The 11910-nt window shown below is 55.9% G+C and carries 23 protein-coding genes; all 23 read left to right on the top strand.

What is annotated here, in order from left to right:
• Nucleotides 1-12: 12 nt before the first annotated feature.
• The 23 genes from tuf to secY all read left to right on the top strand — a co-directional run bounded on the left by tuf (nucleotide 13) and on the right by secY (nucleotide 11901).
• Entirely contained in the window at nucleotides 13-1206 is a 1194-nt protein-coding gene (gene tuf, locus K3F44_RS17075) for an elongation factor Tu (protein WP_101322346.1), read from the top strand.
• A 142-nt stretch (nucleotides 1207-1348) separates the two neighbouring features.
• Nucleotides 1349-1660: a 30S ribosomal protein S10 gene (rpsJ, locus tag K3F44_RS17070; protein WP_003186070.1), complete on the top strand. Its 312-nt coding sequence runs from the start codon at nucleotides 1349-1351 to the stop codon at nucleotides 1658-1660.
• Nucleotides 1661-1741: 81 nt separating this feature from the next.
• Nucleotides 1742-2377 (top strand): 50S ribosomal protein L3, encoded by a 636-nt coding sequence (rplC, locus tag K3F44_RS17065; protein ID WP_101322345.1) that lies wholly within the window; start codon nucleotides 1742-1744, stop codon nucleotides 2375-2377.
• Nucleotides 2378-2389: 12 nt separating this feature from the next.
• Entirely contained in the window at nucleotides 2390-2992 is a 603-nt protein-coding gene (rplD, locus tag K3F44_RS17060) for a 50S ribosomal protein L4 (protein WP_101322344.1), read from the top strand.
• Complete coding sequence (rplW, locus tag K3F44_RS17055; protein WP_010220306.1) at nucleotides 2989-3288, top strand: 50S ribosomal protein L23; 300 nt, start codon at nucleotides 2989-2991, stop codon at nucleotides 3286-3288. Before rplD ends, rplW begins: the two co-directional genes overlap by 4 nt.
• 14 nt (nucleotides 3289-3302) lie before the next feature.
• Nucleotides 3303-4127 carry a 50S ribosomal protein L2 gene (gene rplB / locus K3F44_RS17050; protein ID WP_101322343.1) on the top strand — a complete coding sequence of 275 codons (825 nt, stop codon included), beginning with the start codon at nucleotides 3303-3305 and terminating at the stop codon, nucleotides 4125-4127.
• Nucleotides 4128-4143: 16 nt separating this feature from the next.
• Nucleotides 4144-4419, top strand: a complete 276-nt coding sequence (gene rpsS, locus K3F44_RS17045) for a 30S ribosomal protein S19 (RefSeq protein WP_002555486.1) — start codon at nucleotides 4144-4146, stop codon at nucleotides 4417-4419.
• A gap of 11 nt (nucleotides 4420-4430) precedes the next feature.
• On the top strand, nucleotides 4431-4763 hold the full coding sequence (gene rplV, locus K3F44_RS17040) for a 50S ribosomal protein L22 (protein WP_003103908.1): 333 nt from the start codon (nucleotides 4431-4433) through the stop codon (nucleotides 4761-4763).
• A 13-nt stretch (nucleotides 4764-4776) separates the two neighbouring features.
• A complete protein-coding gene (rpsC, locus tag K3F44_RS17035; RefSeq protein ID WP_003255481.1) occupies nucleotides 4777-5463 on the top strand; it encodes a 30S ribosomal protein S3 in 687 nt (228 codons plus the stop codon).
• A gap of 12 nt (nucleotides 5464-5475) precedes the next feature.
• Nucleotides 5476-5889, top strand: coding sequence for a 50S ribosomal protein L16 (gene rplP / locus K3F44_RS17030; protein WP_009397508.1), 414 nt, complete (start codon nucleotides 5476-5478; stop codon nucleotides 5887-5889).
• Nucleotides 5889-6080 carry a 50S ribosomal protein L29 gene (gene rpmC, locus K3F44_RS17025; RefSeq protein ID WP_002555481.1) on the top strand — a complete coding sequence of 64 codons (192 nt, stop codon included), beginning with the start codon at nucleotides 5889-5891 and terminating at the stop codon, nucleotides 6078-6080. The genes rplP and rpmC overlap by 1 nt, the downstream gene beginning before the upstream one ends.
• Nucleotides 6081-6082: 2 nt before the next feature.
• Nucleotides 6083-6349, top strand: coding sequence for a 30S ribosomal protein S17 (gene rpsQ, locus K3F44_RS17020; protein WP_101322342.1), 267 nt, complete (start codon nucleotides 6083-6085; stop codon nucleotides 6347-6349).
• A 23-nt stretch (nucleotides 6350-6372) separates the two neighbouring features.
• Nucleotides 6373-6741 (top strand): 50S ribosomal protein L14, encoded by a 369-nt coding sequence (gene rplN, locus K3F44_RS17015; RefSeq protein ID WP_011063774.1) that lies wholly within the window; start codon nucleotides 6373-6375, stop codon nucleotides 6739-6741.
• An 11-nt stretch (nucleotides 6742-6752) separates the two neighbouring features.
• On the top strand, nucleotides 6753-7067 hold the full coding sequence (gene rplX / locus K3F44_RS17010) for a 50S ribosomal protein L24 (RefSeq protein ID WP_003255476.1): 315 nt from the start codon (nucleotides 6753-6755) through the stop codon (nucleotides 7065-7067).
• Between the two features lie 20 nt (nucleotides 7068-7087).
• Nucleotides 7088-7627, top strand: a complete 540-nt coding sequence (rplE, locus tag K3F44_RS17005) for a 50S ribosomal protein L5 (RefSeq protein ID WP_101322341.1) — start codon at nucleotides 7088-7090, stop codon at nucleotides 7625-7627.
• A gap of 13 nt (nucleotides 7628-7640) precedes the next feature.
• Nucleotides 7641-7946 carry a 30S ribosomal protein S14 gene (rpsN, locus tag K3F44_RS17000; RefSeq protein WP_101322340.1) on the top strand — a complete coding sequence of 102 codons (306 nt, stop codon included), beginning with the start codon at nucleotides 7641-7643 and terminating at the stop codon, nucleotides 7944-7946.
• A 203-nt stretch (nucleotides 7947-8149) separates the two neighbouring features.
• Nucleotides 8150-8542, top strand: a complete 393-nt coding sequence (rpsH, locus tag K3F44_RS16995) for a 30S ribosomal protein S8 (RefSeq protein ID WP_101322339.1) — start codon at nucleotides 8150-8152, stop codon at nucleotides 8540-8542.
• An 11-nt stretch (nucleotides 8543-8553) separates the two neighbouring features.
• Nucleotides 8554-9087 carry a 50S ribosomal protein L6 gene (gene rplF / locus K3F44_RS16990; protein ID WP_003255469.1) on the top strand — a complete coding sequence of 178 codons (534 nt, stop codon included), beginning with the start codon at nucleotides 8554-8556 and terminating at the stop codon, nucleotides 9085-9087.
• 10 nt (nucleotides 9088-9097) lie between these two features.
• A complete protein-coding gene (gene rplR / locus K3F44_RS16985; RefSeq protein ID WP_029614571.1) occupies nucleotides 9098-9448 on the top strand; it encodes a 50S ribosomal protein L18 in 351 nt (116 codons plus the stop codon).
• Between the two features lie 3 nt (nucleotides 9449-9451).
• A complete protein-coding gene (gene rpsE, locus K3F44_RS16980) occupies nucleotides 9452-9952 on the top strand; it encodes a 30S ribosomal protein S5 (RefSeq protein WP_003255465.1) in 501 nt (166 codons plus the stop codon).
• Nucleotides 9952-10131, top strand: a complete 180-nt coding sequence (rpmD, locus tag K3F44_RS16975) for a 50S ribosomal protein L30 (RefSeq protein WP_101322338.1) — start codon at nucleotides 9952-9954, stop codon at nucleotides 10129-10131. Before rpsE ends, rpmD begins: the two co-directional genes overlap by 1 nt.
• 3 nt (nucleotides 10132-10134) lie before the next feature.
• Nucleotides 10135-10569 (top strand): 50S ribosomal protein L15, encoded by a 435-nt coding sequence (gene rplO, locus K3F44_RS16970; RefSeq protein WP_010220318.1) that lies wholly within the window; start codon nucleotides 10135-10137, stop codon nucleotides 10567-10569.
• The gene (secY, locus tag K3F44_RS16965) at nucleotides 10570-11901 is read left to right on the top strand and encodes a preprotein translocase subunit SecY (RefSeq protein WP_101322337.1); all 1332 of its coding nucleotides are present in this window, start codon (nucleotides 10570-10572) and stop codon (nucleotides 11899-11901) included.
• Nucleotides 11902-11910: the final 9 nt, after the last annotated feature.

The following is an 11910-nucleotide window of genomic DNA, read 5'->3' as shown; positions in this document are numbered from 1 at the left end:
GAGTTCACTGTCGTGGCTAAAGAAAAATTTGATCGTTCCCTTCCGCACGTCAACGTTGGCACCATCGGTCACGTCGACCACGGTAAAACCACTCTGACTGCTGCTCTGACTCGCGTCTGCTCCGAAGTTTTCGGTTCGGCTGTTGTTGACTTCGACAAGATCGACTCGGCTCCAGAAGAGAAAGCGCGTGGTATCACCATCAACACCGCGCACGTCGAGTACAACTCGAAGATCCGTCACTACGCTCACGTCGACTGCCCAGGTCACGCTGACTATGTGAAGAACATGATCACCGGTGCTGCGCAGATGGACGGCGCTATCCTGGTTTGCTCGGCCGCCGATGGTCCGATGCCACAAACCCGTGAGCACATCCTGCTGTCCCGTCAGGTTGGCGTTCCGTACATCGTGGTCTTCCTGAACAAGGCTGACCTGGTAGACGACGCTGAGCTGCTGGAACTGGTCGAGATGGAAGTTCGCGACCTGCTGTCCACCTATGACTTCCCAGGCGACGACACTCCGATCATCATCGGTTCGGCTCGTATGGCTCTGGAAGGCAAAGACGACAACGAGATGGGCACCACTGCCGTCAAGAAACTGGTAGAAACTCTGGACAGCTACATCCCAGAGCCAGAGCGCGCTATCGACAAGCCGTTCCTGATGCCAATCGAAGACGTATTCTCGATCTCGGGTCGTGGTACCGTTGTTACCGGTCGTATCGAGCGTGGCATCGTCCGCGTTCAAGACGCCCTGGAAATCGTTGGTCTGCGTGACACCACCACCACCACCTGCACCGGTGTTGAAATGTTCCGCAAACTGCTCGACGAAGGTCGTGCTGGCGAGAACTGTGGCGTTCTGCTGCGTGGTACCAAGCGTGACGACGTTGAGCGTGGCCAGGTTCTGGTCAAGCCAGGTTCGGTCAAGCCGCACACCAAGTTCACCGCAGAAGTTTACGTTCTGTCGAAAGAAGAAGGCGGTCGTCACACTCCGTTCTTCAAAGGCTACCGTCCTCAGTTCTACTTCCGTACTACTGACGTGACCGGTAACTGCCAGCTGCCGGAAGGCGTTGAGATGGTAATGCCAGGTGACAACATCCAGATGGAAGTCACTCTGATCAAGACCATCGCAATGGAAGACGGTCTGCGCTTCGCTATCCGTGAAGGCGGTCGTACCGTCGGCGCCGGCGTCGTAGCCAAAATCATCGAGTAATCACTCGATCGGTTAAAAAAGGCCTCCGCTCAGCGGGGGCCTTTTTTATTGGGTTGACACAAAATCGGACCGTCTATAGAATCACGCCTCCTTTTAGCGGGCGTAGTGCGTCCGTTGGGAACAGCCTGGAGTCTGAAATCCAATGCAAAATCAGCAAATCCGTATCAGGTTGAAGGCTTTCGACCATCGCCTGATCGACCAATCCACCCAGGAAATCGTGGAAACCGCGAAACGTACTGGTGCACAAGTGCGTGGTCCAATTCCACTGCCTACTCGCAAAGAGCGTTTCACCGTTCTGGTCTCCCCGCACGTCAACAAAGACGCGCGTGACCAGTACGAGATCCGCACTCATAAGCGCGTTCTGGACATCGTCCAGCCAACGGATAAAACCGTTGATGCGCTGATGAAGCTGGACCTTGCGGCAGGTGTGGAAGTACAGATCAGCCTCGGCTAAGACTTCGGTCTTAACCGTGTAACGCTCTGAAATGGGCGGCCATAGCGGGTGAAAGCCCCGTACACTCATGAGGTTTACAACATGACTATTGGTGTAGTCGGTCGTAAATGCGGTATGACCCGTATTTTCACCGAAGAAGGTGTCTCCATTCCGGTCACGGTCGTTGAGATCGAGCCGAATCGCGTCACCCAGTTCAAAACCGAAGAAACTGATGGCTACCGTGCAGTGCAAATCACTGTAGGCGAGCGTCGTGCTTCGCGTGTGACTGCTGCTCAAGCAGGTCACTTCGCTAAGGCGAACGTTGCCGCTGGTCGCGGTGTTTGGGAGTTCCGTCTTGAAGAAGGCGATTTCCAGGCTGGCGATCTGATCAAAGCTGAACTCTTTACTGCAGGCCAGCTGGTAGACGTCACCGGTCAGTCGAAAGGTAAAGGCTTCGCCGGTACCATCAAGCGCTGGAATTTCCGTGGCCAAGATAATACCCACGGTAACTCCGTATCGCACCGTGTTCCGGGTTCCATCGGCCAGTGCCAGACTCCTGGTCGTGTGTTCAAGGGCAAGAAAATGTCCGGTCACATGGGCGCCGAGCGCGTTACTGTGCAGTCCCTGGAAGTAGTTCGCGTAGACGCTGAACGCAACCTGCTGCTGATCAAGGGTGCCGTTCCTGGCGCTACTGGCGGCGACGTGGTTGTACGTCCAGCTGTCAAGGCTCGCGGTTAAGGGGAAACTGACATGCAACTTAACGTAAATGACGCTCAGGCGATCGAAGTTTCCGAACTGACCTTCGGTGGCGAATTCAACGAGACGCTGGTTCACCAAGCAGTCGTGGCCTACATGGCCGGCGGCCGTCAGGGCACCAAGCAGCAGAAGACCCGTTCCGACGTATCCGGTGGCGGTAAGCGCCCATGGCGTCAGAAGGGCACTGGTCGTGCTCGTGCTGGTACCATCCGTAGCCCGATCTGGCGCGGCGGTGGCACCACCTTCGCAGCTCGTCCTCAGGACCACTCGCAGAAGCTCAACAAGAAGATGTATCGCGCAGCAATGCGTTCCATCCTCGCTGAGCTGGTGCGCACCGACCGTCTGGTCGTTGTCCAGGACTTCGCTGTTGAAGCGCCAAAGACCAAAGATCTGCTGAACAAGCTGAATGGCATGGGCCTGACTGACGTCCTGATCGTATCGGACGCTGTTGATCAGAACCTGTACCTGGCTGCTCGTAACCTGCCGCACGTCGACGTTCGTGACGTACAAGGTTCCGATCCGGTCAGTCTGATCGCCTATGACAAAGTGTTGATCACTGTGTCGGCCGTGAAGAAATTCGAGGAGCTGCTGGGATGAACCAGGAACGCGTATTTAAAGTCCTCCTTGGCCCGCACGTTTCCGAGAAGGCTACCGTTCTGGCTGAGAAGAAAGGCCAGTTCGTATTCAAGGTTGCTACCGATGCAACCAAGCTGGAAATCAAGAAAGCTGTCGAAGGCCTGTTCGGCGTAAAAGTCGAAAACGTGTCGACTGTTAACGTATTGGGTAAAACCAAGCGTACCGCACGTGGTCTGGGCAAGCGTAATGACTGGAAGAAGGCGATCGTCTCCCTTCAGCCAGGCCAAGATCTCGATTTCAGCAGCAGTGCTGAGTAAGGAAGGGGTGCATCATGGCAATCGTTAAATGCAAACCGACTTCCCCTGGCCGCCGTTTCGTGGTCAAGGTGGTCAACAAGGAGCTGCACAAAGGCGCTCCTCACGCACCGCTGCTCGAGAAGAAATCGAAGTCTGGTGGTCGTAACAACAATGGCCGTATCACTACACGTCACGTGGGTGGTGGTCATAAGCAGCATTACCGTCTGGTCGACTTCCGTCGCAACGACAAAGATGGCATTCCAGCCACTGTCGAGCGTATCGAATACGATCCAAACCGTACTGCTCACATCGCCCTGCTGTGCTACGCAGACGGTGAGCGTCGCTACATCATCGCCCCTAAAGGCGTGAGCGCTGGCGATCAGCTGATCGCAGGTTCGCTGGCCCCAATCAAGGCCGGTAACTCCCTGCAGCTGCGCAACATCCCAGTAGGTAGCACCATTCACGGCATCGAACTGAAGCCGGGTAAAGGTGCACAGATCGCTCGTTCCGCTGGTGCTTCGGCTCAGCTGATCGCCCGCGAAGGTGTCTACGTGACCCTGCGTCTGCGCTCTGGTGAAATGCGTAAAGTCCTGGCTGAGTGCCGTGCGACCCTGGGCGAAGTCTCGAACTCCGAGCACAGCCTGCGTTCGCTGGGTAAAGCTGGTGCCAAACGCTGGCGTGGCGTTCGCCCAACCGTTCGTGGTGTTGCCATGAACCCGGTTGACCACCCACATGGTGGTGGTGAAGGTCGTACCTCCGGTGGTCGTCATCCGGTATCGCCATGGGGCTTCCCAACCAAGGGTGCGAAGACTCGTGGTAATAAGCGTACCGACAAAATGATCGTCCGTCGTCGCAAGTAAATAGAGGGATACGACAGTGCCACGTTCTCTGAAAAAAGGTCCTTTTATCGATCTTCACCTACTGAAGAAGATCGAAGTGGCGGCGGAAAAGAATGATCGCAAACCGGTGAAAACCTGGTCGCGTCGTTCGATGATCCTGCCACAAATGGTCGGTCTGACCATCGCGGTACATAACGGTCGTCAACATGTCCCAGTTCTCGTGAACGAAGACATGGTCGGCCACAAACTGGGCGAGTTCGCCGGTACCCGCACTTATCGCGGGCACGTGGCTGACAAGAAAGCCAAGCGTTAAGGGGTTAGGAAATGGAAGTAGCCGCTAAGTTGTCGGGCGCTCGAATCTCCGCCCAGAAAGCCCGCTTGGTCGCCGACCAGATCCGCGGGAAGAAGGTGGGCGAAGCGCTCAACCTGTTGGCCTTCAGCAGCAAAAAAGCCGCTGAAATCATGAAGAAAGTCCTCGAGTCGGCCGTTGCCAACGCCGAACACAACGAAGGCGCAGACGTTGATGACCTGAAGGTCTCCACCGTTTTCGTCAACGAAGGGCGTTCGCTGAAGCGCATCATGCCGCGTGCCAAAGGCCGCGCTGATCGCATCGTCAAGCGGTCTTGCCATATCACTGTCAAGGTTGCGGACAAGTAACGGAGTCGATCAGATGGGTCAGAAAGTACATCCCACTGGCATTCGCCTGGGAATCGTCAAGGAGCACACGTCCGTCTGGTATGCAGATGGCGCGACTTACGCAGATTACCTGTTGAAGGATCTGAAAACTCGTGAGTACCTCCAAGACAAACTAAAAAGCGCGTCCGTAAGCCGTATCGATATCCATCGTCCGGCCCAAACTGCACGCATCACCATCCACACCGCTCGTCCAGGTATCGTTATCGGGAAGAAAGGTGAAGATGTTGAGAAGCTGCGTCAGGACCTGACCAAGCAGATGGGTGTGCCTGTGCACATCAACATCGAAGAGATCCGCAAGCCGGAACTCGACGCCATGCTGGTTGCGCAAAGCGTAGCTCAGCAGCTGGAGCGCCGCGTAATGTTCCGTCGTGCTATGAAGCGCGCCGTGCAGAACGCCATGCGTATTGGTGCCAAGGGCATCAAGATCCAGGTGAGCGGTCGTCTCGGCGGTGCCGAGATTGCTCGTACCGAGTGGTATCGCGAAGGTCGTGTGCCGTTGCACACCCTGCGTGCTGATATCGACTACAACACCTACGAAGCTCACACCACTTATGGTGTGATCGGTGTGAAGGTTTGGATCTTCAAAGGCGAAGTAATTGGTGGTCGCCAAGAAGAGCTGAAACCACAAGCACCAGCGCCTCGTAAAAAAGCTGCTAAGTAAGGGGTACGCCAAATGTTGCAACCTAAGCGTACAAAATTCCGCAAGCAGATGACCGGCCACAACCGTGGTCTGGCACTGCGCGGTAGCAAGGTCAGCTTCGGCGAATTCGCCTTGAAAGCTGTCGCCCGCGGTCGCCTCACCGCTCGCCAGATCGAGTCTGCACGTCGTGCTCTGACTCGTCACGTTAAGCGTGGCGGCAAGATCTGGATCCGTGTGTTCCCGGACAAGCCGGTTACCAAGAAGCCTCTTGAAGTGCGGATGGGTAAAGGTAAGGGTTCCGTGGAATACTGGGTTGCCCAGATCCAGCCAGGCAAAGTCCTGTATGAGATCGAGGGTGTTTCTGAAGAGCTGGCGCGCGAAGCATTCGCCTTGGCTGCTGCAAAGCTGCCACTCGCCACCTCCTTTGTTAAGCGGACGGTGATGTGATGAAAGCGAATGAACTTCGTGAAAAATCGGCACAGCAGCTGAACGAGCAACTGCTCGGCCTGCTGCGCGACCAGTTCAATCTGCGTATGCAGAAAGCAACTGGCCAGTTGGGGCAGTCGCACCTGCTCTCGCAAGTTAAGCGTGACATCGCTCGCGTGAAAACTGTGCTCAACCAGCAGGCAGGTAAGTGATCATGGCTGAAGCTGAAAAAACCGTCCGTACGCTGACTGGCCGTGTCGTCAGCGACAAAATGGACAAGACCATCACCGTTCTGATCGAGCGTCGCGTAAAGCACCCGATCTACGGTAAATACGTTAAGCGTTCGACTAAGCTGCACGCGCACGACGAAACCAATCAGTGCAAAATCGGCGACAAAGTTTCCATTAGCGAAACTCGTCCGCTGGCCAAGACCAAATCTTGGGCACTGGTTGAAGTCCTCGAACGCGCTGTTGAAGTCTAAGGGCTAGGGGTCGGAGAAATTTTATGATTCAGACTCAATCCATGCTCGATGTGGCCGATAACAGCGGCGCTCGTCGCGTCATGTGCATCAAGGTTCTCGGCGGTTCTCACCGTCGTTACGCCGGCATCGGTGACATCATCAAAGTAACCGTCAAGGAAGCAATTCCGCGCGGTAAGGTCAAAAAAGGCCAGGTGATGACCGCCGTAGTCGTACGTACCCGTCATGGTGTACGTCGCGCTGACGGTTCCATCATTCGTTTCGACGGTAACGCTGCTGTTCTGCTGAACAACAAGCAAGAGCCGATCGGCACTCGCATCTTCGGGCCAGTGACCCGTGAACTTCGCAACGAGAAGTTCATGAAGATCGTCTCGCTCGCCCCTGAAGTGCTCTAAGGAGATCCGACATGCAAAAGATTCGTCGTGACGACGAGATCATCGTGATCGCCGGCAAAGACAAAGGTAAGCGCGGTAAGGTGCTGAAGGTTCTCGCTGACGACCGTCTGGTCATCGGTGGTGTAAACCTGGTCAAGCGCCATACCAAGCCTAACCCGATGGCGGGCGTACAGGGCGGTATCGTCGAAAAAGAAGCGCCTCTGCACGCTTCCAACGTTGCCATTTTCAATGGTGAAACCAACAAGGCTGACCGCGTTGGCTTCAAGGTTGAAGACGGCAAGAAAATTCGTGTCTTCAAGTCGACCCAGAAAGCGGTTGATGCTTGAACACTGCTAGGTAGAAGACAATGGCACGACTCAAAGAGATTTACCGGAACGAAATCGCTCCCAAGCTTAAGGAAGAACTTAAGCTCGCGAACGTGATGGAAGTTCCACGCGTAACCAAGATCACCCTGAACATGGGTCTGGGCGAAGCTGTCGGTGACAAAAAAGTCATCGAAAACGCTGTAGCCGACCTGGAAAAGATCACTGGTCAAAAGCCGGTCGTGACTTTCGCTCGCAAGTCGATTGCGGGTTTCAAGGTTCGTGAAGGTTGGCCGATCGGCGTTAAAGTTACTCTGCGCCGTGACCGTATGTACGAGTTCCTGGACCGCCTGCTGGCGATCTCCCTGCCTCGGGTTCGCGACTTCCGCGGCCTGAATGCCAAGTCCTTCGATGGTCGTGGCAACTACAGCATGGGCGTGAAAGAGCAGATCATCTTCCCGGAAATCGACTACGACAAGATCGATGCTCTGCGCGGTCTGGACATTACCCTGACCACCACTGCTCGTTCGGATGACGAAGGCCGCGCTCTGCTGCGTGCATTCAAATTCCCGTTCCGCAACTGATTGGAGTAGGAAAATGGCCAAGAAGAGCATGAAAAACCGCGAGCTGAAGCGTCAGCTCACGGTAGCCAAGTACGCCAAAAAGCGTGCCGAGCTGAAAGCGACCATCGTCAACCTGAACGCATCGCCAGAAGAGCGTTACGCCGCCGTCGTCGCACTGCAAAAGCAGCCGCGTGACGCCAGCGCCGCTCGTCTGCGCAACCGTTGCCGCCTGACCGGCCGTCCTCACGGTGTATACCGTAAGTTCGGTCTGGGCCGTAACATGCTGCGTCAAGCTGCAATGCGTGGTGACGTACCAGGTCTGGTTAAAGCCAGCTGGTAAGCACCAGGGTTCTGGCGGGAGGGGAGCAATCTTCCGACCGCCGGTGACCTCGCTTCTAAACAAGCCCCTATATGGGGCTTGTTTCGTTTCTAGGTTGTGTCTAGAATGATCGGCTCACCCGAGCCCGGGTCTTTTGTCCTGGGTGCTTGGGTGGTTGTGATAGCCGAGAGGCTAATAATTCTTGTATCAGGAGCATCTAGCCCATGAGTATGCAGGACCCGTTAGCGGACATGCTAACTCGCATCCGTAATGCCCAGATGGCTGAAAAGTCCGTCGTAAGCATGCCTTCTTCGACTCTGAAGGTTGCGGTTGCCCAAGTTCTGAAGGACGAAGGTTACATCGCTGGTTACCAGGTAAGCAGCGAAGTCAAACCCTCCCTGTCGATCGAGCTGAAGTACTTCGAAGGCCGTCCGGTCATCGAAGAGCTGAAGCGCGCCAGCCGACCAGGCCTGCGTCAGTACAAGGCCGTTACAGATCTGCCGAAAGTTCGTGGCGGTCTGGGCGTGTCTATCGTCTCCACCAACAAAGGTGTGATGACGGATCGTGCTGCACGTGCCGCCGGTGTTGGTGGCGAAGTTCTGTGCACAGTGTTCTAAGGGGGATAAGCATGTCTCGCGTCGCTAAGAACCCCGTAAAGCTGCCGTCCGGTGTCGAAGTCAAATTCGCCGGCCAACAGCTTTCGGTGAAGGGTGCCAAGGGCACTCTCGAACTGAACGTTCATTCGTCTGTTGAAGTTACCGAAGAGTCTGGTGAGCTGCGTTTTGTCGCTCGCAATGGTGACCAGCAAGCTCGCGCCATGGCCGGTACTACCCGCGCTCTGGTGAACAACATGGTCCAAGGCGTAAGCCAAGGCTTCGAGCGCAAGCTCCAGCTGGTCGGTGTTGGTTACAAGGCTCAGGCCAAGGGCACCGTCCTGAACCTGGCTCTGGGCTTCTCTCACCCAGTAGACTACGAGCTTCCAGCCGGCATCACCGCTGAAACGCCTAGCCAGACCGATATCCTGATCAAGGGCATCGACAAGCAGCTGGTAGGTCAGGTGGCCGCTGAAATCCGCGACTTCCGTCCACCAGAGCCGTACAAAGGCAAAGGTGTGCGTTACGCGGACGAAGTCGTCCGTCGTAAAGAAGCCAAGAAGAAGTAGGGCCTAGCAAATGACCGACAAAAAAGTTACTCGACTGCGTCGCGCTCGCAAAGCACGCCTGAAAATGCACGAGCTCGAAGCCGTGCGTTTGTGCGTGTTCCGCTCCTCGCAGCACATTTATGCCCAAGTCATCTCGGCCGACGGCAGCAAGGTTCTGGCAAGCGCCTCTACCTTGGACAAAGACCTGCGTGATGGCGCCACCGGCAACATCGACGCGGCCACTAAGGTTGGCAAGCTGGTAGCTGAGCGCGCGAAAGCCGCCGGTGTATCTCAAGTTGCCTTTGACCGTTCCGGCTTCAAGTACCATGGCCGCGTCAAAGCGCTGGCTGATGCTGCTCGTGAAGGCGGGCTGGAGTTCTAAGTTATGGCAAATAACGATCAAAAGCGCGACGAAGGCTACATCGAGAAGCTGGTTCAAGTTAACCGCGTAGCCAAGACCGTCAAAGGCGGCCGTATCTTCACCTTCACCGCGTTGACCGTGGTTGGTGATGGTAAGGGCCGTGTAGGCTTCGGCCGTGGCAAATCGCGCGAAGTACCAGCCGCGATCCAGAAAGCCATGGAAGCTGCCCGTCGCAACATGATTCAGGTTGACCTGAAAGGCACCACCCTGCAGTACGCCACCAAGGCCGCCCACGGCGCCTCGAAGGTTTACATGCAGCCTGCCTCCGAAGGTACCGGTATCATCGCTGGCGGCGCTATGCGTGCTGTCCTGGAAGTTGCTGGTGTCCAGAACGTTCTGGCCAAGTGCTACGGTTCGACCAACCCAGTGAACGTGGTTTACGCCACCTTCAAGGGTCTGAAGGCCATGCAATCTCCTGAATCCATTGCTGCCAAGCGCGGCAAGAGCGTTGAGGAGATCTTCTAATGGCTGCCACCGTTAAAGTCACGCTGATCAAAAGCACCGCCGGCCGTCTGCCTAACCACAAACTGTGTGTTAAAGGCCTGGGTCTGCGTCGCATTGGTCACACCGTAGAAGTACTTGATACTCCCGAGAATCGCGGGATGATCAACAAGGCTTACTACATGCTGCGCGTCGAGGGTTAATCGATGAAACTCAATGATCTGAGTCCAGCGCCGGGTTCCCGTCGCGAGAAGCATCGTCCGGGTCGTGGTATCGGTAGCGGTTTGGGTAAGACTGGTGGCCGCGGCCACAAAGGTCAGACCTCCCGTTCCGGTGGCACCATCGCTCCGGGCTTCGAAGGCGGTCAACAGCCGCTGCACCGTCGTCTGCCGAAATTCGGCTTCGTTTCGCTGAAAGCCATGGACCGCGCAGAAGTGCGTCTGTCCGAGCTGGCCAAAGTGGAAGGCGATGTTGTCACCGTGCAATCCTTGAAGGATGCCAACGTGATCAACCAGAACGTACAGCGTGTGAAAATCATGCTGTCTGGCGAAGTCACTCGCGCAGTTACCATCAAGGGCATCGCAGCCACCAAAGGTGCGCGTGCGGCTATCGAAGCAGCTGGCGGCAAATTCGAGGAATAAATGGCTAAGCAAGGTGCTCTCTCTTCGCTCGGTAAGGGCGGGATGTCGGAACTCTGGGCTCGTCTGCGCTTTCTGTTCATGGCGATCATCGTCTATCGGATAGGTGCGCATATCCCGGTGCCTGGCATCAACCCGGACCGTCTGGCGGATCTGTTTCGACAGAATGAGGGGACCATTCTTAGCTTGTTCAACATGTTTTCCGGTGGTGCGCTGGAGCGCATGAGCATCTTTGCACTGGGGATCATGCCGTACATCTCGGCATCGATCATCATGCAGCTCATGACCGCTGTCAGCCCACAGCTGGAGCAGTTGAAGAAGGAAGGTGAAGCTGGCCGTCGCAAGATCAGCCAGTACACCCGCTACCTCACTGTAATCCTGGCATTGGTTCAAGCGATTGGCATGTCCATTGGCTTGGCCAACCAGGGCGTGGCGTTCTCTGCAAGCCTTGGCTTCCATGTGGTTGCCGTCTCCACCTTCGTGGCAGGCGCAATGTTCATGATGTGGCTGGGTGAGCAGATTACCGAGCGCGGTGTGGGCAACGGTATCTCGATGTTGATTTTCGCGGGTATCGTTGCCGGTCTTCCGAGAGCAATCGGGCAGTCTTTCGAGTCTGCGCGCACAGGCGATATCAACATTTTCGCCCTGGTCGCTATCGGTTTGCTGGCAGTAGCGATTATCGGTTTTGTGGTGTTCATTGAGCGTGGTCAGCGTCGAATCGCCGTTCACTACGCCAAGCGTCAGCAAGGCCGCAAGGTGTTTGCTGCGCAGACCAGCCACTTGCCGCTCAAGGTGAACATGGCAGGGGTAATCCCGGCTATTTTCGCCAGCAGCATTCTGCTGTTCCCGGCTTCGCTGGGTGCCTGGTTCGGTCAGTCCGAAGGTATGGGCTGGCTGCAAGACATCTCGCAGTCGATCGCTCCTGGTCAGCCGTTGAACATTTTGCTGTTTAGTGCAGGGATCATTTTCTTCTGCTTCTTCTACACAGCGTTGATGTTCAACCCGAAAGACGTAGCGGAAAACCTGAAGAAGTCCGGTGCCTTTATTCCGGGTATCCGTCCTGGTGAGCAGTCGGCGCGCTACATTGATGGCGTTCTGACTCGTCTGACCATGTTCGGTGCTCTTTACATGATGGCCGTATGCCTTCTGCCCCAGTTCCTTGTGGTGGCTGCAAACGTGCCGTTCTATCTCGGCGGGACGTCGTTGTTGATCGTGGTAGTGGTTGTGATGGACTTCATGTCCCAAGTACAATCCCACCTCGTTTCGCACCAGTACGAATCCCTGATGAAGAAAGCCAACCTGAAAGGCTATGGCGGCAGCAGCTTGCTGCGCTGACAGGCCCCT

Source organism: Pseudomonas sp. S07E 245 (assembly GCF_019599025.1).
GTDB lineage: Bacteria > Pseudomonadota > Gammaproteobacteria > Pseudomonadales > Pseudomonadaceae > Aquipseudomonas > Aquipseudomonas shirazensis.
The sequence above is the reverse complement of the archived record's forward strand: the minus strand, read 5'-3'. Positions and strand labels throughout refer to the sequence as shown.

Excerpts from the sequence above, each read along its gene's own strand:
- rpsN (WP_101322340.1), top strand. The coding sequence starts at position 7,641 with ATGGCCAAGAAGAGCATGAAAAACCGCGAGCTGAAGCGTCAGCTCACG.
- rpsE (WP_003255465.1), top strand. The coding sequence starts at position 9,452 with ATGGCAAATAACGATCAAAAGCGCGACGAAGGCTACATCGAGAAGCTG.
- rpsJ (WP_003186070.1), top strand. The coding sequence starts at position 1,349 with ATGCAAAATCAGCAAATCCGTATCAGGTTGAAGGCTTTCGACCATCGC.
- rpsQ (WP_101322342.1), top strand. The coding sequence starts at position 6,083 with ATGGCTGAAGCTGAAAAAACCGTCCGTACGCTGACTGGCCGTGTCGTC.
- rplX (WP_003255476.1), top strand. The coding sequence starts at position 6,753 with ATGCAAAAGATTCGTCGTGACGACGAGATCATCGTGATCGCCGGCAAA.
- rplE (WP_101322341.1), top strand. The coding sequence starts at position 7,088 with ATGGCACGACTCAAAGAGATTTACCGGAACGAAATCGCTCCCAAGCTT.
- rplP (WP_009397508.1), top strand. The coding sequence starts at position 5,476 with ATGTTGCAACCTAAGCGTACAAAATTCCGCAAGCAGATGACCGGCCAC.
- rplF (WP_003255469.1), top strand. The coding sequence starts at position 8,554 with ATGTCTCGCGTCGCTAAGAACCCCGTAAAGCTGCCGTCCGGTGTCGAA.
- rpmD (WP_101322338.1), top strand. The coding sequence starts at position 9,952 with ATGGCTGCCACCGTTAAAGTCACGCTGATCAAAAGCACCGCCGGCCGT.
- rplR (WP_029614571.1), top strand. The coding sequence starts at position 9,098 with ATGACCGACAAAAAAGTTACTCGACTGCGTCGCGCTCGCAAAGCACGC.
- rpsH (WP_101322339.1), top strand. The coding sequence starts at position 8,150 with ATGAGTATGCAGGACCCGTTAGCGGACATGCTAACTCGCATCCGTAAT.
- rplB (WP_101322343.1), top strand. The coding sequence starts at position 3,303 with ATGGCAATCGTTAAATGCAAACCGACTTCCCCTGGCCGCCGTTTCGTG.
- rplV (WP_003103908.1), top strand. The coding sequence starts at position 4,431 with ATGGAAGTAGCCGCTAAGTTGTCGGGCGCTCGAATCTCCGCCCAGAAA.
- rplD (WP_101322344.1), top strand. The coding sequence starts at position 2,390 with ATGCAACTTAACGTAAATGACGCTCAGGCGATCGAAGTTTCCGAACTG.
- rplO (WP_010220318.1), top strand. The coding sequence starts at position 10,135 with ATGAAACTCAATGATCTGAGTCCAGCGCCGGGTTCCCGTCGCGAGAAG.
- rpmC (WP_002555481.1), top strand. The coding sequence starts at position 5,889 with ATGAAAGCGAATGAACTTCGTGAAAAATCGGCACAGCAGCTGAACGAG.
- rplW (WP_010220306.1), top strand. The coding sequence starts at position 2,989 with ATGAACCAGGAACGCGTATTTAAAGTCCTCCTTGGCCCGCACGTTTCC.
- rpsC (WP_003255481.1), top strand. The coding sequence starts at position 4,777 with ATGGGTCAGAAAGTACATCCCACTGGCATTCGCCTGGGAATCGTCAAG.
- secY (WP_101322337.1), top strand. The coding sequence starts at position 10,570 with ATGGCTAAGCAAGGTGCTCTCTCTTCGCTCGGTAAGGGCGGGATGTCG.
- rplC (WP_101322345.1), top strand. The coding sequence starts at position 1,742 with ATGACTATTGGTGTAGTCGGTCGTAAATGCGGTATGACCCGTATTTTC.
- rplN (WP_011063774.1), top strand. The coding sequence starts at position 6,373 with ATGATTCAGACTCAATCCATGCTCGATGTGGCCGATAACAGCGGCGCT.